The following is a 20,973-nucleotide window of genomic DNA, read 5'->3' on the forward strand; positions in this document are numbered from 1 at the left end:
GGAATAAAATGCAAGGCACAGTATTGGTTACGCCATTAAACAAGGATGATAGAGAACAATGGGAAGTTTTGTACCAGAGTTATGCTCGTTTTTATCAAGTACCTATGAATCAGGTAATATTGGATAATGTCTGGTCGTGGATTTTCGATGACAGCACACGGTTTTATGCATTGATAGCAAAAGATGAGCAGGGGTGTGCGGCTGGGTTTATGCACTATCGAGAAATGCTATCCCCTTTACGTGGGGCTAAGGTAGGGTTTCTCGATGATCTATACGTAGATACATCGGTCCGTGGAGAAGGCGTTGTTGAGGTGTTATTTAGTACACTTAAAAACTCCGCCAAAATGCATGGCTGGCCATATGTTAGGTGGATAACTGCTGAAGATAATTACCGAGCACGGGCGGTGTATGACAAGCTCGCAACAAGAACTCAGTGGAAGACATATCAGATTTCTGTTGATTAAATGCTAAAAGATAAATACTAATAAAAGCCATCATAGTTAAGTTATGATGGCTTTTCGTATGTATTACGCTTTCTTAATACTGCTAATGAGCATCACCAGCATGGCGAGTGATAATCCAGCCGAGATAGTTATTAAACCTTCAGCCATCGTTATTCCAAATAGCAGTTCTGGCGTATAGCCACAGGCTTCCCATGGTTCAAATAATGTCGGCATCCATTTGTCTAGGGCGAGCCAGCTAGGAAAACCTGAGTTTAGGGTGCAGCTTCCATCGACAAAGCCTCTCTCTATACCGAGCGTTGTGTACGCGCGCTCTAACATGCCTACCGAGAAAGCCAAGGCGGTAAAGTTGGATATCACTAACCCTATATGAGAGGTTCGCAGAAAAAAGCCCAATATTGAGGTCATGAGTAGGGCTAGAACCCAAGCACGAATATGTACACATAATACGCATGGGCCGTAATCTAATTGATATTGAAAATATAAAGCGATAGATTCCATGCTGACAAAGAGAACCATCATTGCAAGCCAGAAGAAGGCTGAGCGGTTAATACAGCGAAACAGGGAAAGCATAGGTGAAAAATCCTTCTTATGGAGCTAGGTAGTATAGGACGTCATAATTTCAAAAAAGTTTAACAGATACGAAAGAACAGATGAAAAATATAACATATGAACTCATGCACTCTTATGCTTTGAGTCTATAAGAACGTTCTTAAAACAATAACTGTTCTATTCACTGTATATAGTATGGAAGAATCATATGTATGTTGTAATATTTAGGGCAAAAACCCGTAATGTGGATGATGAATATTTTTTGTTGCCAATCGGATGAGAGAAATAGCGATTGAAGAATATGGCTGCTTAGGTTTTTTTGGCAAGTGACTAAAATTTCCCGATAATATAAAAAGGGCTCTAATTGAATAAAAGAGCCCTATATACGCTGTGTTTTAGCGTGTTGGGAGTATGTCTTTAAGTTTCTTATTCATCTCGATTAAGCATTTTTCTGTTGCTGGCCAATCGATACAAGCATCAGTGACCGATACGCCATACTTGAGATCTTCCAAATTGTCAGGGATTGACTGATTGCCCCACTCTAGGTTGGATTCAATCATTAAGCCGACAATGGATTTGTTACCTTCGATGATTTGGTTGGCAGCATTTTCTGCAACCAACGGCTGTAGTGCAGCATCTTTGCTTGAGTTTGCATGGCTACAGTCGATCATGATGTTTTTCTTGAGGCCCGTTTTATCGAGTGCTTGTTCACAGATAGAAACGTTTACTGAGTCATAATTTGGCTTACCATCTCCACCACGTAAAACGATATGACCATACTGGTTGCCCTTAGTTCTAATGATAGAGACTTGACCGTCAGGGTTTATGCCCAGAAAATTATGTGGGTGCTGGACTGACTTTAATGCATTTGTTGCAACCGTAAGGCCGCCGTCAGTTCCGTTTTTAAAGCCAACTGCACAGGATAAACCTGAAGACATTTCTCGGTGGGTTTGAGATTCAGTAGTGCGTGCGCCGATAGCAGACCAAGAAATTAAGTCTTGCATGTACTGAGGAGAGATTGGATCCAATGCTTCAGTAGCCAATGGAAGACCCATTTCCGAAAGGTCTAACATTAACTTACGCGCAATATGTAAGCCCTCCTGAATATCAAAGGAGTCATTTAGGTGCGGATCGTTTATTAAGCCTTTCCAGCCAACCGTAGTTCGAGGTTTTTCAAAATACACGCGCATGACTACATAAATAGAATCTTTAACCTGCTCAGATAATTTCTTAAGACGCTTTCCATATTCAATAGCCGCATCAACATCATGAATTGAACATGGGCCGATCACTACAAAAAGGCGTTTATCTGTGCCGTCTAGAATGTCACGGATGACTTTACGCCCCTCAATAACGGCGGCTGCGGCAGTCTCGCTGATCGGTAATTTGTTTTTAAGATCTTCGGGGGTGATCAGAACCGAATGAGATTCTACATTAAGGTTTTCTACACGATTATCAGTCATGGTACATTTTTCCTGAAGCAATTCAGTACAAGCCGATAACTTGGCCGTACGCGTAATCATAAGTACGCATCTTTTTACCATAAAGTCATGACATATATAAGGGTTTCTGGGATGTAAGTGGTGACTAAACCTGAAAGGATAAGAATAAAGAGTAGTGTTACAATGTTTATTAAATATTGTCTTGGGTTTTTTGTTGAGAAAGGATCATATTTTATAAATTCATTCTTTAAACAGAACTCAACTGACCACCTGTAGTCCATAGCTTATCAAATGATGATTCAGGAGTACCTCTGCGGTGCCGAGAGTAATAAAAACAGCAGTGAAAAGTATAACGATATTTCTATTTCTGGTCATGAGTGCAGCATCTGCACATGCCGGTTTTTTTGATAAGAAAAATGAAGTAGGCCAATCAGGTGACGGACCTCTGCCCGTAGAAGAGGCATATATTTTTGTTCCTCAAGTGAGTGATAACGGTAAGGTTTATCTGCGTTGGGATATACCTGATCGTTATTATTTATATCGAGACCGTATGAAAGTTACTTCTTCCGATACTTTGGAAGTTGTAAGCCGTTTAAATAGTGAAACGGATACTAAAGATGATCCGTTATTTGGCACGGTTGAAGTCTTCCATAAGAAGGCTGAAGTCACTCTGCAGGTTCGTAGCCTAACGGGGCAACCTGCTGACGGGTACCTTAAAATCACTTATCAAGGTTGCTGGGAAGGCGGGATTTGTTATCCGCCAGTGACGAAGCAGCTTTCGCTTAACAACATTCCTGCGGATGTTCTCGTAACGGAAGTAAGCGATAACCTTAAAAAAGAAGTCATGCCGGAAAATGCTGCCAATGAAATGGCTTTGCCTGTATCAAAAGCCACTTCTGTGCAGGTAGCACTTTTGAGCGAGCAAGATCAATTCGCTAGCCTTCTATCGGGCGATAACTTGTTGTTAACATTAGGCGCTTTTTTTCTTGCCGGTTTAGCTTTGTCTCTAACGCCATGTGTTTTTCCTATGATCCCTATTATTTCAAGCATTATTGCAGGGCACGGGCATAGAATAACTACGCGACGAGCGATGTTTCTTTCAGCGGTATATGTGTTGGCAGTTTCTGTGACTTATACGATTGCGGGTGTGCTTGCTGGTTTGTTTGGTGAGAATTTACAAGCCGCATTTCAGAATGCGTGGATAATAAGCTTTTTTAGCCTGATATTTGTGTTGCTTTCGCTATCAATGTTTGGATTTTATGAGCTTCAGTTACCAAATGCTTGGCAAAGCAAATTAAACAAAACCAGTAATCATCAACAAGGTGGAACCGTGACTGGTGTCGCAGTCATGGGGTTATTGTCAGCTTTAATTGTCGGCCCATGCATGGCGGCTCCTCTGGCAGGAGCACTTATCTATATAGGTCAAACGGGTGATCCAGTGATGGGTGGTTTGGCTTTGTTTACATTGAGTATGGGGATGGGAGTACCAATTTTGTTAATAGGAGCTTCGGCAGGGAAATTATTACCTAAAGCGGGTCGATGGATGGACTCAATCAAAGCGGGTTTTGGCGTTGCTTTATTATTGATGGCGGTATGGATGCTTGACCGTGTTGTGCCTGTAACTGTCACCATGACATTGACAGCAATCATTCTTATTATTGCTGCTATTTATATGCGTGCTGTTGATGCTATTGCCCATGATGCCAAAGGCTGGTTAAAGCTTTGGAAAGGTGTTGGGGTCATGTTATTGCTCTATGGGTCAGCTTTATTGATAGGGGTGTTCTCAGGAGGCAAAAGTCTAATTTACCCACTTAAGGGCCTGAGTTCTAATTCAGCATCAGCTTCTGAACTAAATACATTAAGTTTCGTGACTGTAACAACGATAGGCCAGTTAGAGCCGCTTTTGAAACAAGCAAAAGAATCGGGTAAACCGGTGATGCTTGATTTCTACGCAGACTGGTGCATTTCTTGTATTGAGCTAGAACATGTCACATTTGCCGATACTAAAGTGCAGCAAGCCTTGTCAGGTTTTGTACGTATTAAAGTTGACGTAACGGCAAATGATGATGAGTCAAAGGCTCTTAGCAAAGCCTATAAAGTAATTGGCCCGCCTGCACTTATTTTTTATAACCAATCAGGCGTGCTACGTTCGGAGCTTACATTAATAGGTGTTATTGATCCGTCTGATTTTGTTAGCCACCTGACGCGGCTAACAGGAGCATAAAAATAATAATGGCGACGAGCCACAGGGAGGAAAGATGAAATTACATTCATTGCTAACAGTCTTATTGTTGAGTGCGTCGACTGCATTTGCAGGCAACGCCGATAGTGGGTTGGAACTGTATCAAGAGGTGGAAATCGAGCGAACTATTAATGGAGAACATCGCACTGACGTTAATTGTGAAACGTGCCATTCCGCCGATATTTACCGAAGTGAAAGCCGTAAAGCTACTACATTAGCGAAGCTAGAAAGTAGAGTTGAGGGGTGCAATACTAACCTTGATGTGGGCTGGTTCCCTGAAGATGTAAGTGATGTGGCAGCCTATTTAAATCGTGAATTCTACAAGCTAAAGTAACCGCACCAATGTGCTGGTGGTCGGCCACCAGCCTCTTCTTTTTATCTTCAGTCAAAATGATGAGGTAGTAATACGATGAAGCTTTTCTTAACGTTAGTTGTTGTTGCGGCTTCCGTCGTTATTATCTATTTTTTTGTATTGGGTTATCTTTCCAAAAAAAGTGATCCAGTAGGTATTGTTGATGACCGCTTGGCTGCATGCTCACAAAAGCCTAATTGTGTATGCAGTGAGCATCCAGAGGATGCCGCGCACTTCATATTACCTCTTCGCTTAAAAGAAGAAAGCGTGCGTTCTGGTTTGTCTTCTAACAGCATTCTCTTAGTCATTAAGGAATCAATTACTGAATCAGGTGGTAAGTTACTAGGCAGAGAGGCACAGCCAAAAGGTGCTCTGTATCTTGCTGCCAATTATCAGTCTTCTTTATTTGGCTTTATTGATGATTTAGAAATACGTCTTGATCCACATAGTAACCTGGTTCACTTTAGGTCATCGTCCCGTGTTGGGCATAGCGATTTTGGCGTTAACAAAAAAAGAGTTGAGTTGTTAAAAAGCGCAATCATCAGACGTTTGCAATGAAGCCGGCGTGTCTGCTTCCTTTGGCAAAAGGGTAGAATGATTCAAAAGAGCACAAAATGAATAGCATTGGGTGCTGTGTTTAATATTTATTTCTTGTATTAATCTCACATAATAATAAGCTTTGCTTATGAATATAACGATTAAACAACTTCGAGCTTTTGTCGCTGTCGCTAAAACGCATAGTTTTACGGAGGCATGTGCGGTTGTACACCTTTCACAACCCGCTCTGAGCGTCGCAATTAAAAACCTAGAAGGCGAGTTAGGCGGAGCGCTTTTATCACGTACGACCCGGACATTATCATTAACACCAGAGGGTGAAGCCTTCTACCCGACTGCTCAGCGTATATTGGCTGATCTTGATGAAGCTTACGAGGAGATGCATAACCGCTTTTCACTGTTTCGTGGCAAGGTTGCAATTGCTAGCATGCCATCGTTTGCATCAAATCAGCTGCCGACGGCGCTTAGAAATTTTCGCGACAAATACCCGCATATCAATATGACCGTTCATGATGTGATCGCTGAAGATGTGGTTGATATGGTGAGAGACGGTCGTGTTGAAGTGGGAGTGTCTTTTGATCCGGGAGATACAGAGGATCTATTATTTAATCCGCTGTTTGATGATCGATTTATTGCGGTATTGCCTCAAGACCATCCCCTCTCAAAAGCGTCTGTCATTCAATGGGAGCAGCTACTTGAAAGTGACTTTATAATTTTACAGCGCCCTTCAAGCGTTCGCTTATTGGTAGATATGATGCTTGACGAGGAGGGGTTAGTGTTAATTCCGCAGTTTGAAACGCACCAGTTAGCAACAATAGGTCGAATGGTCTCAACAGGATTAGGTGTGAGTGTCGTGCCATCTCTGTGTCTTAAACAAATGACGGAGTTAGGTGCTGTGTGTTGCGCGCTTGAAGCACCTATTATATCAAGGCAGGTAGGGGTAATAACACGGCGTCGTTACCCTCTATCGTCGGCTGCTAAAGGTTTGGTTGATGTTTTGCTAACGACTTACTGATTACACTAGTTTCGTTATTTATTCACTAGAGAATCAACTTCATCCCATACAGGGTTACCCCAGAGTGGCACAGTCGAAAGTGAGTGCTTGTGGCTACCTTGTACTTCTATTGTTGAATAACTCACATAAATAATCGTTTTATTTTCGGCATCGTAGATACGTCTTACTTTTAGGCTCTTAAAGAGGATACTTTTTGATGTTTTAAATACAACCTCACCACCTTTGCTTTTATCGATATTAGCGATCATTGGAAGAGTAATGGGGCCTGTTTGGCGACATGCGATTGACATATCAGATGGGTCAGAAAAATCTAAATTAGCTTCAACATGCGCAATATGGCAGCTAACGCCAGTAATTATTGGATCTTCAACGATAACTAGTTTGATGTCTTTTGTAGTAAATACGCCCAAGCTTACATTTCCTACTTCATTATCTGAGCAGCCTGAAAGAAGGGTCGTCATAAAGAAAAAAGGGATAAGGTAAATAAACTTGAGCATGTTAGCCTCATGAAAATAGGTAATAAACTGTACCTACTTTAGAAAATTAATTTTGTTAAGCTGATGTATATTGTGACACTAAAAAAGTGAATCTGAAATGAAAATAGCAGTTTTTTGCGGATCTGGTGCTGGAGCTAATCCTATCTTTACTAAGGAGGCACAGCGGTTAGGGCGGTTATTAGTCGATGCTGGCCATGAGCTTGTCTATGGCGGAGGTAAAACCGGATTGATGGGCGTAATTGCCGATACGGTCCTAGAGGAAGGGGGTAACGTTTATGGTGTCATGCCTCTTGCCTTAAAAGAAAGGGAAATAGAGCACAAGGGTGTTACCGAGCTGTTTATCGTCGCAGACATGCACGAGAGAAAAGCTAAAATGGCTGAGTTGGCAGATGCATTCATTGCAATGCCCGGTGGTATTGGCACGTTAGAAGAGATCTTTGAGATATGGACCTGGGGGCAGCTTGGTTACCATCAAAAAGCGTGTGGATTTTTAAATGTTGATGGCTATTACAATCAATTATTAGGGTTTATTAATACGGTAGTGAAACAAGAGTTCATGAAACCTGAATATGCCAACATGATGCAGGTGAGCACAGACCCTGCAGAGTTATTAGATATGCTTCGTCATTATGAAGCCCCACAAGAGAAGTGGAGCTGATCTTTATGTTATTGAGTTTTCAATCAATTCTGCCCCTGTTTTTAATGATTGCACTGGGGTATGTAGCAAAGCGAACTATCTTTGATATCAAGATGTTACCTGGGTTAAATCAGTTTGTTTATTACTTAGCTGTTCCCGCTTTATTGTTTAATGCCGCCAGTAAAGCCTCTATAGATAATTTGATAAATGGCCCTGCACTGGCCGCTTTCTTTTTGGGTGTTATTGTTACCGCGTTTATTGTTGTGTTTGGTAGCCGTGTGTTTTTTAAAGCAGATAACACTGAGCAATTAGTACTGCGTGCCTTAAACGGTACTTTTGCAAATTATGCTTATATGGGAATCCCGCTGACGTTCGCGATATTTGGTGATGTAGCTTATGCCGCTACGGTTAGCATCATTCTTGCTGGGAACATTTTTCTCATTGGTGGTGCCCAGTTATTGATAGAATCTGTTCGTCAAAAAGAACTAGGCCTTAAGCCTATTTTAGCCATTTTGGATCGTTCTTTACTACGAAATCCAATTTTCATCTCAACAGTGGTAGGGCTACTGGTTTCTGCAAACAGTGTAAGCATGCCTGATTCTATTCAAACTCTGTTGGATATGCTCGCACCTGCTGCGATACCCGTTGCTTTATTCTGTTTAGGTGCCAGCCTGCAATTTGCTAAAACTACGATAGTGTTAGCAGAATTAGGATGGATGATTCTGGTGAAGTTGTGCATTCACCCTGCACTTACATTGGCGGCATTTTGGCTGCTGGACGTAAAAGATCCTATCTGGATAGCTACCACGGTATTACTTACAGCACTGCCTACAGGGGCGCTAGCGCATGTAGTGGCACTTAAATATGATGTGTTCGAAAAAGAAACGTCTCAAATTGTAGTTGTAACGACTGTGGTTTCTTTAGCAAGCGTGACGCTGTGGATGAGCTGGTTACAGTAATATTGCTACGAATCTTTTAGTTCATGCCTTATTAATGGTAGGAGAGCTAAACCTATACCAAGACTGATAGATTCTTAATCAGTGCTCTTGAACTGATTAAGTTTTTATCAGGGTAAATAGCTGTATTTTACTCAACTTGGAGAGACCGAATGTCTATTGCAAAAATTACTGAAGTTACATCGTCTTCTAAAAAAAGCTTTGATGACGCCCTTCAAAAAGGGGTTAAGCGTGCATCTAAAACAATCAAGAACATTAGTTCTGTTTGGGTTAAAGACCAGAATGCCACCGTTGTAAATGGAAAAATTGAAGAGTATCGAGTGACAATGAAAATCACCTTTGTTTTGGATTAAGTAAATATTACGTGAAAGGGGGGATCGTCCCTCTTTTGCTGTTTTATCGTTAACGCACTTTAGATAGAATCTTACGTTTTGCTAATACTTAGCGTTTATAGGCCCGCTTTAATCCCATCTTTATATTGAGTATTTAATGTTGTGAGTCACTTATGGTTTACTGTTAATATCTCTCTTTTTATATAGCGTTAAGGACATTTTATGCAGATTGCAAAAGATTCAGTGGTTCAGTTTTCTTATACACTGAAAGACGTAAGCGGTGACATTATAGAAGCAACAGATGAAGGCTCACCTGTCGCTTACTTGCACGGCCATAACAGTATGATTCCTGGGCTTGAGAAGGTAATGGAAGGTAAAAGTGCTGGCGACCAAGTCTCTGAAACATTGCAACCAGCTGATGCCTATGGCGAGAGAACTGAAGAGCCTACTCAGCGAGTACCCGTTAAGCACTTGCAAGGCTCAAAAAAATGGAAAGCCGGTATGACCGCTACTGTGCAAACAGAGCAAGGTAACCGACAAGTGACAATCGTTAAAATGGGTAAGTTCATGGCGACGGTAGATACTAACCATCCACTTGCTGGCAAAGTCGTTACTTTTGATATTGATATCAAAAATGTCCGTGAAGCAACGGCTGAAGAGATTCAGCATGGTCATGCACACGGGGCTGGCGGACATCATCACGACTGACCTTAACTTATGAAACAAGCGCAAGATGCATTGATCCCGTGGGAACATGATGACGGTACATTAATCCTGCGAGGGTGGATGTCACCCAATTGTGGTAATAATGGTCGCCCCATTATCCATTTCCTACACGGGACTGGGCTGCCTAGTTTAACGTACTGGCCATTTCTTGAGTTGTTTCATGAAGAATATGACTTGTTTCTTGGCTCGTTTGAAGGGCATGGTGATAGTGACCATGCTTCACGAGAGTCGTATTCCGATTGGCAGGCATTAACAGCTCGTGCGCTTGTTTGTTATGAGTCCTTCAGTGAGAGCTGGGATCCTACATTACCCGTTATTGGGCTAGCACATAGCTTTGGTGCTATTGCGACGACACTCATGTTGCATCAACAAAGACGCTGGTTTGATCAGTACATATTACTGGATCCCGTTATCTATCCTAAATCCATGATTGCTGTGATGCGGTTTTTGCATATTGTCGGAGTAGCAGGACGCTTGCCTCATGTGAAGCAAGCAAAAAAAAGGCGCCATACATGGGCGAGCAGAGATGACGTACGTAATAATTTGCAAGGCCGAGGGGTATTTAAAAGCTGGACGCCAGCATCCCTAGATAGTTATATCGATCATGCGATTAAACCCAATGAAAAAGGCGAATGGCAGTTACGTTGTCCTCCTTGGCTAGAAGCGCGTATATTTTCTGGCTACCCCAAAAAGCTGTGGCCAGCTATCTCACAGTTACCCGAATATACGCATATATTGCACAGTACCAAGACATATCCTTTTGTTCCGCCAGCAGTTAGACGAGCAGAAAAAGCTAATGCTCATATTCAACTGACAGAAGTAGAGGGTGGGCATTGTTTTATGCAAGAAAGGCCAAAAGAAACCTATTTGCATGTTAAGCATTTGCTGCGGTTTTAAAGTGAAGAGTAGGATGCAATATGATCACCTCCTTAGCGATTAATAATTACCGTTCTATTTTGAATTTAATCATTCCGTTGGGGCCGCTTAATGTTATTACCGGCCCCAATGGTACGGGTAAATCTAACTTGTATAAGGCATTGCGCTTGTTGGCGGATACTGCACAAGGAGGGGTTGTTAACTCATTAGCGCGTGAGGGGGGCTTAAGTTCAACCTATTGGGCGGGACCGGAAAAAATATCAAAGCGCATGAAAGAAGGCGTGGTTCCTGTTCAAGGTGGTCCATTACAGGAGGTTAAGCGCTTACGCCTAGGGTTTGCGACAGAGGAATACGGATACTCTATTGCGTTAGGGTTGCCTACTCCATCATCTTCACAATTTAGCTTAGACCCTGAGATAAAACGAGAGGCAATTTGGGCGGGCGGTTTTTACCGGCATGCATCATCTTTGGTTGATCGAAACGGACCCGCAGTTAAGCTACGCAATGGCCGGAGCTGGGACGTTGTAGCACAGCATCTAAACAGTTTTGATAGCTTGTTTGATCAGGTGGCAGACCCTGGTGTTGCGCCTGAAGTATTTCATATGCGCGAGTTAATAAGGCGCTGGCGATTTTACGATCACTTCAGGACAGATGCCGATGCGCCTGCACGCAAACCACAGCTTGGCACCCGCACACCGGTTTTGCACCATGACGGCCGTGATCTAGCCGCTGCTTTACAAACCATACGTGAAATTGGTGACCCTAACGTACTGGATCATGCCATAGCTGATGCATTTCCGGGTGCAAGAGTTGCCGTAATGCCGCATGAAGATGGGCGGTTTTCTATTGAGTTTTATCAGCATGGACTATTACGTCCATTAACCGGTGCTGAGTTATCAGACGGAACATTACGCTATTTATTATTGATCGCCGCATTGCTAACGCCAAGGCCACCCTCATTGATGGTGCTGAATGAGCCAGAAACAAGCCTGCATCCTGATTTGTTACCCGCACTTGCCCGCTTAATTATTCGTATATCAAAAGTCACTCAGGTATGGGTAGTCTCACACTCAAACCGCTTAATAGCAGCGCTTAATCAAGACCCAAACTGCCATGCTATTGAGCTGGAAAAAGAATTAGGGCAAACAGAAGTAAAAGGCCTCGGCATGTTTGATGAACCGCCTTGGTATTGGCCCGATAAGTAATCTGTACAAGTTGCTACGTTATAGTCATCATAAGAATATTGATAATCAGCCATTAGTCTGATATTTTGCGGCATCATTCTAGGGATCTGGAATGACATTATGGAAGATATATTTAATTAAAAGGATGTTGTTTTGCCCTCGAATTCGAATGAGAGGCCTGTTGACACAGGTCTAGCTTGTCTCATCATGGTGGCCCGCTTTTACCAAGTCGCGGCAGACCCTGCTCAAATACACCACCAGTTTGGCACTCACGATAAACCCTTAGATGAAACAGCGCTGATACGCGCGACACGCCATTTACGCTTAAAAGCTAAAGCGGTGACGACCACCCAAGATAAACTCGAAAAACTCTCCTTACCTGCCATCGCTGAAGATAAAAACGGTACCTATTTCATACTGGCCCGTGTGGGCGAAGGTAAAATACTCATACAAGATCCACTATCAAATAAGCCAGAGCTGATCACAGAAGAAGATTTCTCTCAACGATGGAGTGGGCGCTTATTGATGGTAACCCGCCGCTCCGTGATACCGGGCATGAGCGGGAAGTTTGATATTAGCTGGTTTGTACCCTCTATCATCAAGTACAAAAAAGTGCTGATTCAAGTATTGATAGCCTCCTTCTTTATACAGCTATTCGCTTTGATTACCCCGCTGTTTTTCCAAGTGATTATTGATAAAGTGCTGGTGCATCAAGGGCTAACCACGCTCGATGTGCTCTGCTTTGGCTTAATTGTGGTGTCCTTGTTTGATGTGATATTAAATGGGTTACGTACCTATGTGTTCTCACATACCACTAACCGGGTGGATGTTACGTTAGGCTCAAAGCTTTTTAGCCATTTATTACGGCTACCGATCTCTTTTTATAACAGCCGACAAGTCGGTACTACGGTTGCTCGGGTACGTGAGCTGGATACCATCCGTGAGTTTATTACCGGCTCCGCATTAACCCTCGTGATTGACCTGTTGTTCACGGTTATCTTCTTTGTGGTGATGTATTACTACAGTCCTACGCTAACCTGGATAGTACTGGGGTCTATTCCGCTTTATATTCTTTTATCTGCCAGTATTACACCGGTATTACGTAACCGCCTTAATGAGAAGTTTAAACGAGGCGCCGAGAACCAAGCGTTTCTGGTGGAATCGATATCCGGTGTAGAAACGCTCAAATCCATGGCCGTAGAACCACAGATGCAACGCCGTTGGGAAGAGCAACTCGCGGCTTATGTCTCTGCTTCATTTAAAGCCACCAACCTAGGTAATATCGCCAGCCAAACCGCTGGCTTTATCAATAAAACCGTGACGGTACTTATCTTATGGGTGGGCGCCACCCTAGTGATTGCGGGCTCCTTAAGTGTGGGGCAGTTAATCGCCTTTAACATGCTGGCAGGCCGTGTGAGCGCACCTATTTTACGGCTAGTGCAGCTGTGGCAAGATTTTCAGCAAGCCAGTATCTCGCTGGATCGTTTAGGCGACATCTTAAACACACCCACCGAGCCCGGACATAACCCGAACAGAACAACCTTGCCTGAGCTGCAAGGGCGAGTGACATTTGAACATATTACTTTTCGTTACCAGCCCGACCGCCCCGAAGTATTAAAAGACCTTTCCCTAGAGGTTAATGCGGGTGAAATTATCGGCATTGTGGGCCGCTCAGGTTCAGGTAAAAGTACCATCACTAAATTGGTGCAACGCCTGTATGTGCCTGAATCAGGCCGTGTACTGGTGGATGGTGTGGACGTTGCACAAGTAGAGCCGGCATGGCTACGCCGCCAAATCGGCGTTGTACTACAAGAGAACGTGCTCTTTAACCGCTCCGTGAAAGATAACATCGCATTGGCCGACCCAAGCTTACCGATGGACCGTGTTATCCATGCCGCACAGCTGGCAGGTGCGCATGACTTTATACTGCAGTTACCGGATGGATACGACACCGTCGTAGGTGAGCAAGGCTCCTCGTTATCCGGTGGGCAAAAGCAACGTATTGCCATTGCACGCGCATTGATTACCAACCCCAGAATCCTAATCTTTGATGAAGCGACCAGTGCACTGGATTACGAATCAGAGCGCATCATCCAAGACAACATGCGTGCCATCTGCCAGAACCGAACCGTCTTTATTATTGCGCACAGACTCTCAACGGTACGCATGGCAGACCGCATCATAGTGGTAGAGCAAGGCCGTATCATGGAAAGCGGCAACCATGACCAACTCATCGAACACAACGGTTACTACGCACGCCTTTACGGTTACCAAAATCATATGCCAGCGATGAGGCAGCCAAGCACTGCGCCTACATTAGATAAAGCCTCATTGGACAACACATCATTGAATAAAACACAGCCCGCTGACGCGGAGGTACTTACATGAAAATATCACCGGGTGCAAAAGAGGCACAAACACGAGAAGTCCTGACCCAAGACGATATCTATCAGTTCTTGCCGGCGGCAATAGAAGTAGAACAAACCCCCGCATCACCGGCAGGCCGCGCAATTATCTGGGCTATAGTAATTCTCTTTATGCTCGCAGCTTTATGGGCCTTCTTTGGGAAAGTGGATATTGTGGCGGTGGCGTCGGGCAAAATTATCCCCAGTGAACACATCAAACAGATCCAACCGCTAGAAGCAGGCAAAATAAAACAGATCCATGTACGCGAAGGCCAGCAAGTAAAGCGGGGCGACCCTTTAATAACGCTGGATGCGATTCAAACAGAAGCAGATGAGCAGCGCCTACGCCACGAACTAGACGACAGACAAGCCACCGCCATACGCTTAAAAGCCTTTGATCAATGGCTCGCCAAAGATGCTCAATCAGATGAAGAGACCGAACTTACACTGACACCCACCCCCATGAGTGCTTCACAGCAACATCTCTTCACCCAGCAGCGCTTAGAATTTTCCGCACGCCTTAATGCCTTAAAAAGTGAACAGATGAGGCAGCGTGCCGAACAAGAAATGACACAGGCAGAGATCAACAAAAAAAGACGCATTATCCCGGTATTGAGTGAGCGCGTAGGCGCCTTAAATACCTTACGTAAAAAAGAATACGCCTCACGCCAACAGTACCTAGAACTAAAGCAAGAACTCATCGAAGAAGAACAAGACTTACTCATCCAAAAAGCGCGTTATAAACAGCTAAACGCTTCTGTTCGACTCACACAGAACCAAATCGATACCTTGGTATCGGAACAACGAAAAAACAACCTGACTCAACTACAAGAAACACTACTGCAAATAGCCGGCGCCCAACAAGAACTGATAAAAGCCACCGAGCGTAACCAACAACAACAACTCACATCACCCATCAGTGGACAAGTACAACAACTGGCCGTTCATACCATCGGTGGTGTAGTGACACCCGCACAAGCATTAATGGTAATCGTGCCCGAACAAAGCCAAGTAGAGATGGATGCACTCATCCTTAATAAAGATATTGGCTTTGTACATGAAGGGCAAAAAGCAGCCGTAAAAATAGATACTTTTAACTTTACCAAATATGGCCTGATAGATGCCGAAATACTCACCATCTCAGACGATGCCATACAAGATGAAAACCTCGGGCTGGTCTACAGCGCCCGTATAAAGTTACACCAAGACGGCCTACAAATAGACGACCGTTGGGTAAAACTCTCCCCCGGCATGTCGGCCACCAGTGAGATTAAAACCGGCAAGCGACGTTTGATTGAATACTTCTTGTCACCTTTGCTGAGGTACAAGCAGGAAAGCGTGAGGGAGCGGTAGAAATTGATTATTTTATTGAGGTTGAAATTTTGAATTAAAAACCCTTTGTGACTAACTACTGTTTACAGGTGTGTAGTTAGGACGTTATGGAGCTAGATTTAGCGATAAGTGGATCTTAAATAATCACGAAGGTGAATATAATATATGTTTGTTGTTTTTTTGGCTTGTTTTTTTGTTTTTTTGTTCTTTTTTTCGAGACTTCGTTTAATTAAACGGCAGGGACGTTCGCTAGTATTGCTTAATAGATTCTCTTTTCTATCAATTCCATTGTCTATTGTTCCTGTTGTTTTTTTTAAAAAGATAGAATTTATGTATCAGAATTTTGAGTGGGTATTTGTTGGACTTCCTTATGGTTCTTCTGTTTTTCTGATAATGCTTTTCTCGTCAATGTTGTCCGTATTTATAGCACTGTTATTTATGTTTGGTTATAGGGACCAAAAATCTCTTTTTGGTTCAATAAATGGAAAGAAACGTGTTCTGCTTTCTTTAGTTTGTTTTACGTTAATTCTAATTGTCGGTGATGCATTAATGAATAGATGGTTTCTTAGCTATGTAAATGCAATTTTATTGTTTTTTACTGGTTATGGTTTTGTTGTTGTTTTTGCTGGTTTGCAATTAAATATTTTTTGGGCTTTATATAACAAGGAGTAATTATAGTGTCTGATTCTAAAATAGATATTGAGAGTGGCATAGATCAAGAGTTATATGGAAATGTAGAAGCCGTTGGGTTCTCTGTTCAAGACGTTGTTGATTATATTGCTTACGAATGGGATGGTACCGAAGCATCACTTTTAGCTCCTGATACGTCAACTATTTCAGGCTCAACAGCTTCAGCCGTATCACAATATTTGAAAAAAGCAGCTGAAAATGCTCAATCAGCATCTAATGGAACCGGATCATTATATGATCTGGTAGCAGATATTAAAGCTGGTGCTATTGCGAATAGCTGGACATCTCATATTTCAAGATTTGTGGCGTCTACTTCCGCAGGTGCAGCTATTGGAGTGTTGAGCGCATATGCAACATGGGATGGTAATGATGAAAATGAGTTAATATCAAATATTGGTACTGGTATAGGTAGTGCTTTGCTTGGTGCTGGGTTTGTAAGTCTATTAATACCGTTCGTAGGCACCGGAGTATTGGCAACAGGTGGCGCGGTTTTGATTGCAGGTATAGTCGCAGGTTATGCGGCAAAAGTCGCAATCGAATTCGCTCAAGATTTTTTGGCCGACCAAGATTGGTTATGGGAAGCCTATGATGCAGTATCAATTGATGTATACGATTTCTTCCAAAACGCCTTCAACTGGGCTGCACGTGGTGATCCACTAGTCCTCGACCTTGATGGTGATGGAATAGAAACTATCGCTGCTGATGGTTCGGTTCTTTTTGACCATGATGGTGACGGCGTCAAAAATGGTACTGGCTGGATCAGTGCTGATGATGGAATGTTAGTACTAGACCTCAACGGAAATGGCACCATCGATAATGGTGGTGAGCTATTTGGTGACAACACATTAAAAGCCGATGGAAGCAAAGCGATTCATGGCTTTGATGCCTTGGCAGAGTTGGACACTAATGGTGATGGACTTGTTAATGCCAGTGATACGCAATTTGCAGCCTTGCGAGTGTGGCAAGATCTTAACCAAGATGGTATTAGCCAAGCCAATGAGCTCTCCACACTGTCTGACTTAAATATTCTAAGCATTAATACCGACAGCGTATCTTCCACGATAAACATCGGTAATAACAACCAGTCGATTGCACAGGGTACTTATACGAAAGTAGACGGCACCGAAGGTGTATCGGGAGCAGCAGGCAGCCTAAATCTTGCAGAGAATAACTTTTTCCGTGAGTTCCCTGATCAAATAACCATTCCAGATCATTTAAAAAGCTTACCTAATATGCAGGGTTCAGGCGCAGTACGTGACCTGAAAGAAGCGACAGCACTCAGTCCCGCACTGGCATTAATACTAGAACAATACGCCAGTGCTACTACCCGTGATGCACAAATGGGGTTGCTTGATAAGTTACTGCAAGCGTGGGCCGACTCAAGCGACTTTGTGAACTTTGTAGATCGAATAAATCAGCAAGAAGTGAATAATAGAGACGTCGAGTTTAGGTTTTACAAAGAAGCCGAGTATACAGACAACACGACCGACGGAGGTATGTTCGTAATTGCTGAAGGCGATGGTAGCGGCGGTAGTTCTGGTGGTAGCGTCGAGACAGTTGCAAATACAACCAACGATGGCGATGGGCTAAGGGTGGGTGTAGCACCATACAGCTCCACTATTGAAGCGCTAGCAAAAATAAAAGTGCTAGAAGTTTTTAATGACCAAGAATTTTTGAATGTTGATTTTGAAGATACTGATGAAGGTGGCTTCAAAATGGTATCAGACTCAGGAAGGACAGGAAGGCAAAGTGGCTCTTCTTCAGGAGCGATACTTTCAGGGATAACATTAACAGAAAAAACCTTCGCATTAGCACAAGCCCAAATTGAAGGTATCGATAACTCTTATAACGCGCTTAAAGAATCAACATATCAATCGCTATTAACACAAACAAGGCTAAAACCTTTTTTAGATGAAGTAACTCTTGGCATAGATGAGAACGGAGGTTTAGAGGTTGATTTCGAGCAGCTTAATGCGTTTATAGAATCAAAACTAAACTCTGGCGCTAATGGTGTGATTGATGTAGCAGAGTTCTACACCTCTAGGCAAGCTACTTCCTTGGTTGAAAGTGGACTAGAAAGAAACTGGGGCAGCTTTAAAACGGCTGTTGGCGGGCTATCTATAGCAGATAAAGAGTTGCTTACTGATAGTGGTTTTTTGGTAACGGCTGGGTCCTCAACAGTTGAACAAGAATCTGGTTTGGTGTTTGCTTTGCATCAAGCAGATGATGGAGTATTAAACTATATCGGTGGCGATGGTGTTGATGTGGTACTGGGTTCGAATGAATCTGACATTATTTATGGTGGTGAAGGGCGTGATTTTATTACTGGAGCAGTAGGTAACGATAACCTTCAGGGGCAAGGTGGCAACGATACCCTATCAGGCGGTGACGGTGACGACAATATCCAAGGCCAAGAGGGTGATGACATTATCTCGGGTGATGCTGGGAACGATATTCTTCATGGGCAAGTTGGTGATGATGTACTGAACGGTGGCGCCGGTAAAGATCGACTTAACGGCGGTTATGGTAATGATATCTTGCGTGGTGGAGCTGGTTCAGATGACTTCCTCTCAGGTGATGCTGGAAACGACACCTACCTATTTGGTGCAGGCGATGGAAATACCACGATTAAAAACCTTGATTCTAGTGTAGGTAGCGTGGATGTCTTACGCTTTATGGGCGGCATTGTGGCCTCAGATGTGTTGGTGTCGCGCTCAAACAATAACTTGTTACTGACATTACAAACCACGGGAGAAGTGATCAGTGTAACGGGCTTCTTTAGTCACAGTGTGCTCGAATTAGACACAGTGGAGTTTAGTGATGGAACACAGTGGTCGTCGGCAGATTTAAAAGCCGCTGTCTTAGTAGCAACGGAAGGTGCTGATACCATTATCGGTTATGCAGGTGATGACATTATAAATAGCCTTGGGGGGAACGATAACCTTCAAGGCCAAGGTGGCAACGATACTCTATCAGGCGGTGACGGTGACGACAGTATACAAGGTAAGAGCGGCAACGACGTTATCTCGGGAGACGCAGGTAACGATACTATTTACGGACAGGAAGGTGATGATGTACTGAATGGAGGTGCCGGTAAGGATCGGCTCATCGGTGGCTATGGTAATGACATTTTACACGGTGGAAGTGGCATCGGAGACTTCCTCTCCGGCGATGCAGGTAATGATACCTACCTGTTTGGTGCAGGCGATGGGAACACCACGATCAATAATCTTGATAGTAGTGCAAGTAGCGTAGATGTCTTGCGTTTTTCTGCCGGTATTACGGCCGCTGATATACTGGTGTCGCGCTCAAATAACAACTTGTTACTGACGTTACAAACTACGGAGGAAGTGATCACTGTAAGTGGCTTTTTTAGTTACAGTGTATTTGAATTGGATGTGGTGTCCTTTGACGATGGAACCGAATGGGTGGCAGCTGATTTAAGATCTATTGCCCTTGGGGTAACGGAAGGTGCCGATACCATTATCGGTTACGCAGGTGATAACACCATAAATAGTCTCGGAGGCAATGATAACCTGCAAGGTCAAGAAGGTAACGATACCCTTTCAGGCGGTGACGGTGACGACAGTATACAAGGCAAGAGCGGCAACGACATTATCTCGGGAGACGCAGGTAACGATACTATTTACGGACAGGAAGGTGATGATGTACTGAATGGAGGTGCCGGTAAGGATCGGCTCATTGGTGGCTATGGTAATGACATTTTACGCGGTGGAAGTGGCGTCGGGGACTTCCTCTCCGGCGATGCAGGTAATGATACCTACCTGTTTGGTGCAGGCGATGGGAACACCACGATCAATAATCTTGATAGTAGTGCAAGTAGCGTAGATGTCTTGCGTTTTTCTGCCGGTATTACGGCCGCTGATATACTGGTGTCGCGCTCAAATAACAACTTGTTACTGACGTTACAAACTACGGAGGAAGTGATCACTGTAAGTGGCTTTTTTAGTTACAGTGTATTTGAATTGGATGTGGTGTCCTTTGACGATGGAACCGAATGGACACCGGCAGATTTAAAAGCAGCAGTTTTAGTGGCAACGGAAAGTGCCGATACCATTATCGGTTATGCAGGTGATGACATTATCAATAGTCTTGGGGGTAGCGATAATCTTCGAGGCCAAGAGGGCAATGACACCTTGTCAGGCGGAGACGGTGACGACAATATCCAAGGCCAAGAGGGTGACGATATTATTTCGGGCGATGCTGGAAACGATACTCTTTATGGGCAGGGCGGAGATGATGTGCTGAATGGAGGTGCCGGTAAGGATCGGCTCATCGGTGGCTATGGTAATGACATTTTACACGGTGGAAGTGGCATCGGAGACTTCCTCTCCGGCGATGCAGGTAATGATACCTACCTGTTTGGTGCAGGCGATGGTAGTACCACGGTATCCAATTACGATACCGCTGCAACGGCAGTCGATATAGCCAAGTTCGAAGATGTACTCGCTGAAGATTTATGGTTTAGCCGTGCGGGTAATAATTTGCAGATAACGGTTGCCGGCACGGAGGATCAAGCCATGATTAGCAATTGGTATAGCAGTAGCCATTATCAATTAGACCGTGTTGAAGTAGGGGATTCTGTTTTATTAAATAACCAAGTCGATCAACTTGTTTCTGCTATGGCGGCTTACAGTGTGCCTGATGGCGTAGGGAATGATATCTCGCAGGAAACAAAAACTGATTTGCAATCTGTTT

Annotated in this window: 18 protein-coding genes; 15 read left to right on the forward strand and 3 right to left on the reverse strand. The window is 43.6% G+C overall.

Annotation, left to right across the window (positions count from 1 at the left end):
- Window positions 1–8 precede the first annotated feature (8 nt).
- Window positions 9–464, forward strand: coding sequence for a GNAT family N-acetyltransferase (locus QZZ55_RS06675; protein ID WP_293266565.1), 456 nt, complete (start codon window positions 9–11; stop codon window positions 462–464).
- Between the two features lie 63 nt (window positions 465–527).
- Here the strand turns inward: QZZ55_RS06675 and QZZ55_RS06680 are convergent, their stop codons facing one another.
- Window positions 528–1,034 carry a disulfide bond formation protein B gene (locus tag QZZ55_RS06680; RefSeq protein WP_293266566.1) on the reverse strand — a complete coding sequence of 169 codons (507 nt, stop codon included), beginning with the start codon at window positions 1,032–1,034 and terminating at the stop codon, window positions 528–530.
- 374 nt (window positions 1,035–1,408) lie between these two features.
- Entirely contained in the window at window positions 1,409–2,476 is a 1,068-nt protein-coding gene (locus QZZ55_RS06685; RefSeq protein WP_293266567.1) for a 3-deoxy-7-phosphoheptulonate synthase, read from the reverse strand.
- A gap of 295 nt (window positions 2,477–2,771) precedes the next feature.
- On the opposite strand from QZZ55_RS06685, the gene dsbD reads away from it, so the two are divergent.
- The 4 genes from dsbD (at window position 2,772) to QZZ55_RS06705 (ending at window position 6,619) form a co-directional block, all read left to right on the forward strand.
- Entirely contained in the window at window positions 2,772–4,679 is a 1,908-nt protein-coding gene (dsbD, locus tag QZZ55_RS06690) for a protein-disulfide reductase DsbD (RefSeq protein ID WP_293266568.1), read from the forward strand.
- A gap of 34 nt (window positions 4,680–4,713) precedes the next feature.
- The gene (locus QZZ55_RS06695; RefSeq protein WP_293266569.1) at window positions 4,714–5,031 is read left to right on the forward strand and encodes a hypothetical protein; all 318 of its coding nucleotides are present in this window, start codon (window positions 4,714–4,716) and stop codon (window positions 5,029–5,031) included.
- Between the two features lie 75 nt (window positions 5,032–5,106).
- A complete protein-coding gene (locus QZZ55_RS06700; RefSeq protein WP_293266570.1) occupies window positions 5,107–5,607 on the forward strand; it encodes a DUF1499 domain-containing protein in 501 nt (166 codons plus the stop codon).
- A 127-nt stretch (window positions 5,608–5,734) separates the two neighbouring features.
- Window positions 5,735–6,619, forward strand: coding sequence for a LysR family transcriptional regulator (locus QZZ55_RS06705; protein WP_366512297.1), 885 nt, complete (start codon window positions 5,735–5,737; stop codon window positions 6,617–6,619).
- A gap of 14 nt (window positions 6,620–6,633) precedes the next feature.
- Here the strand turns inward: QZZ55_RS06705 and QZZ55_RS06710 are convergent, their stop codons facing one another.
- Window positions 6,634–7,116, reverse strand: coding sequence for a CreA family protein (locus QZZ55_RS06710; protein ID WP_293266571.1), 483 nt, complete (start codon window positions 7,114–7,116; stop codon window positions 6,634–6,636).
- Window positions 7,117–7,213: 97 nt separating this feature from the next.
- Between QZZ55_RS06710 and QZZ55_RS06715 the strand changes: the two genes are divergently transcribed.
- From QZZ55_RS06715 to QZZ55_RS06760, 10 genes are all read left to right on the forward strand, one after another.
- Window positions 7,214–7,774, forward strand: a complete 561-nt coding sequence (locus tag QZZ55_RS06715) for a TIGR00730 family Rossman fold protein (RefSeq protein ID WP_293266572.1) — start codon at window positions 7,214–7,216, stop codon at window positions 7,772–7,774.
- A gap of 5 nt (window positions 7,775–7,779) precedes the next feature.
- Window positions 7,780–8,712, forward strand: coding sequence for an AEC family transporter (locus QZZ55_RS06720; RefSeq protein WP_293266573.1), 933 nt, complete (start codon window positions 7,780–7,782; stop codon window positions 8,710–8,712).
- Window positions 8,713–8,861: 149 nt separating this feature from the next.
- Complete coding sequence (locus QZZ55_RS06725) at window positions 8,862–9,062, forward strand: dodecin family protein (protein WP_028470858.1); 201 nt, start codon at window positions 8,862–8,864, stop codon at window positions 9,060–9,062.
- A 201-nt stretch (window positions 9,063–9,263) separates the two neighbouring features.
- The gene (locus QZZ55_RS06730) at window positions 9,264–9,749 is read left to right on the forward strand and encodes a peptidylprolyl isomerase (RefSeq protein WP_293266574.1); all 486 of its coding nucleotides are present in this window, start codon (window positions 9,264–9,266) and stop codon (window positions 9,747–9,749) included.
- Window positions 9,750–9,758: 9 nt separating this feature from the next.
- On the forward strand, window positions 9,759–10,664 hold the full coding sequence (locus QZZ55_RS06735) for an alpha/beta hydrolase (protein ID WP_293266575.1): 906 nt from the start codon (window positions 9,759–9,761) through the stop codon (window positions 10,662–10,664).
- Between the two features lie 20 nt (window positions 10,665–10,684).
- Complete coding sequence (locus QZZ55_RS06740) at window positions 10,685–11,848, forward strand: AAA family ATPase (protein WP_293266576.1); 1,164 nt, start codon at window positions 10,685–10,687, stop codon at window positions 11,846–11,848.
- A gap of 132 nt (window positions 11,849–11,980) precedes the next feature.
- The gene (locus QZZ55_RS06745; protein WP_293266577.1) at window positions 11,981–14,215 is read left to right on the forward strand and encodes a type I secretion system permease/ATPase; all 2,235 of its coding nucleotides are present in this window, start codon (window positions 11,981–11,983) and stop codon (window positions 14,213–14,215) included.
- Window positions 14,212–15,585, forward strand: coding sequence for an HlyD family type I secretion periplasmic adaptor subunit (locus QZZ55_RS06750; protein ID WP_293266578.1), 1,374 nt, complete (start codon window positions 14,212–14,214; stop codon window positions 15,583–15,585). The genes QZZ55_RS06745 and QZZ55_RS06750 overlap by 4 nt, the downstream gene beginning before the upstream one ends.
- 144 nt (window positions 15,586–15,729) lie before the next feature.
- A complete protein-coding gene (locus QZZ55_RS06755; RefSeq protein ID WP_293266579.1) occupies window positions 15,730–16,236 on the forward strand; it encodes a hypothetical protein in 507 nt (168 codons plus the stop codon).
- A gap of 5 nt (window positions 16,237–16,241) precedes the next feature.
- Window positions 16,242–20,973, forward strand: a 4,732-nt coding sequence (locus tag QZZ55_RS06760; protein ID WP_293266580.1) for a calcium-binding protein, incomplete at its 3' end; no start/stop codon positions are given.

This window comes from Neptunomonas sp., from assembly GCF_016744175.1.
Classification (GTDB): domain Bacteria; phylum Pseudomonadota; class Gammaproteobacteria; order Pseudomonadales; family Balneatricaceae; genus Neptunomonas.

Coding starts and splice junctions, on each gene's coding strand:
- QZZ55_RS06675 (WP_293266565.1), top strand. CDS start 9: ATGCAAGGCACAGTATTGGTTACGCCATTAAACAAGGATGATAGAGAA.
- QZZ55_RS06715 (WP_293266572.1), top strand. CDS start 7,214: ATGAAAATAGCAGTTTTTTGCGGATCTGGTGCTGGAGCTAATCCTATC.
- QZZ55_RS06695 (WP_293266569.1), top strand. CDS start 4,714: ATGAAATTACATTCATTGCTAACAGTCTTATTGTTGAGTGCGTCGACT.
- QZZ55_RS06755 (WP_293266579.1), top strand. CDS start 15,730: ATGTTTGTTGTTTTTTTGGCTTGTTTTTTTGTTTTTTTGTTCTTTTTT.
- QZZ55_RS06700 (WP_293266570.1), top strand. CDS start 5,107: ATGAAGCTTTTCTTAACGTTAGTTGTTGTTGCGGCTTCCGTCGTTATT.
- QZZ55_RS06685 (WP_293266567.1), bottom strand. CDS start 2,476: ATGACTGATAATCGTGTAGAAAACCTTAATGTAGAATCTCATTCGGTT.
- QZZ55_RS06725 (WP_028470858.1), top strand. CDS start 8,862: ATGTCTATTGCAAAAATTACTGAAGTTACATCGTCTTCTAAAAAAAGC.
- QZZ55_RS06720 (WP_293266573.1), top strand. CDS start 7,780: ATGTTATTGAGTTTTCAATCAATTCTGCCCCTGTTTTTAATGATTGCA.
- QZZ55_RS06750 (WP_293266578.1), top strand. CDS start 14,212: ATGAAAATATCACCGGGTGCAAAAGAGGCACAAACACGAGAAGTCCTG.
- QZZ55_RS06680 (WP_293266566.1), bottom strand. CDS start 1,034: ATGCTTTCCCTGTTTCGCTGTATTAACCGCTCAGCCTTCTTCTGGCTT.
- QZZ55_RS06735 (WP_293266575.1), top strand. CDS start 9,759: ATGAAACAAGCGCAAGATGCATTGATCCCGTGGGAACATGATGACGGT.
- QZZ55_RS06740 (WP_293266576.1), top strand. CDS start 10,685: ATGATCACCTCCTTAGCGATTAATAATTACCGTTCTATTTTGAATTTA.
- QZZ55_RS06710 (WP_293266571.1), bottom strand. CDS start 7,116: ATGCTCAAGTTTATTTACCTTATCCCTTTTTTCTTTATGACGACCCTT.
- QZZ55_RS06705 (WP_366512297.1), top strand. CDS start 5,735: ATGAATATAACGATTAAACAACTTCGAGCTTTTGTCGCTGTCGCTAAA.
- QZZ55_RS06730 (WP_293266574.1), top strand. CDS start 9,264: ATGCAGATTGCAAAAGATTCAGTGGTTCAGTTTTCTTATACACTGAAA.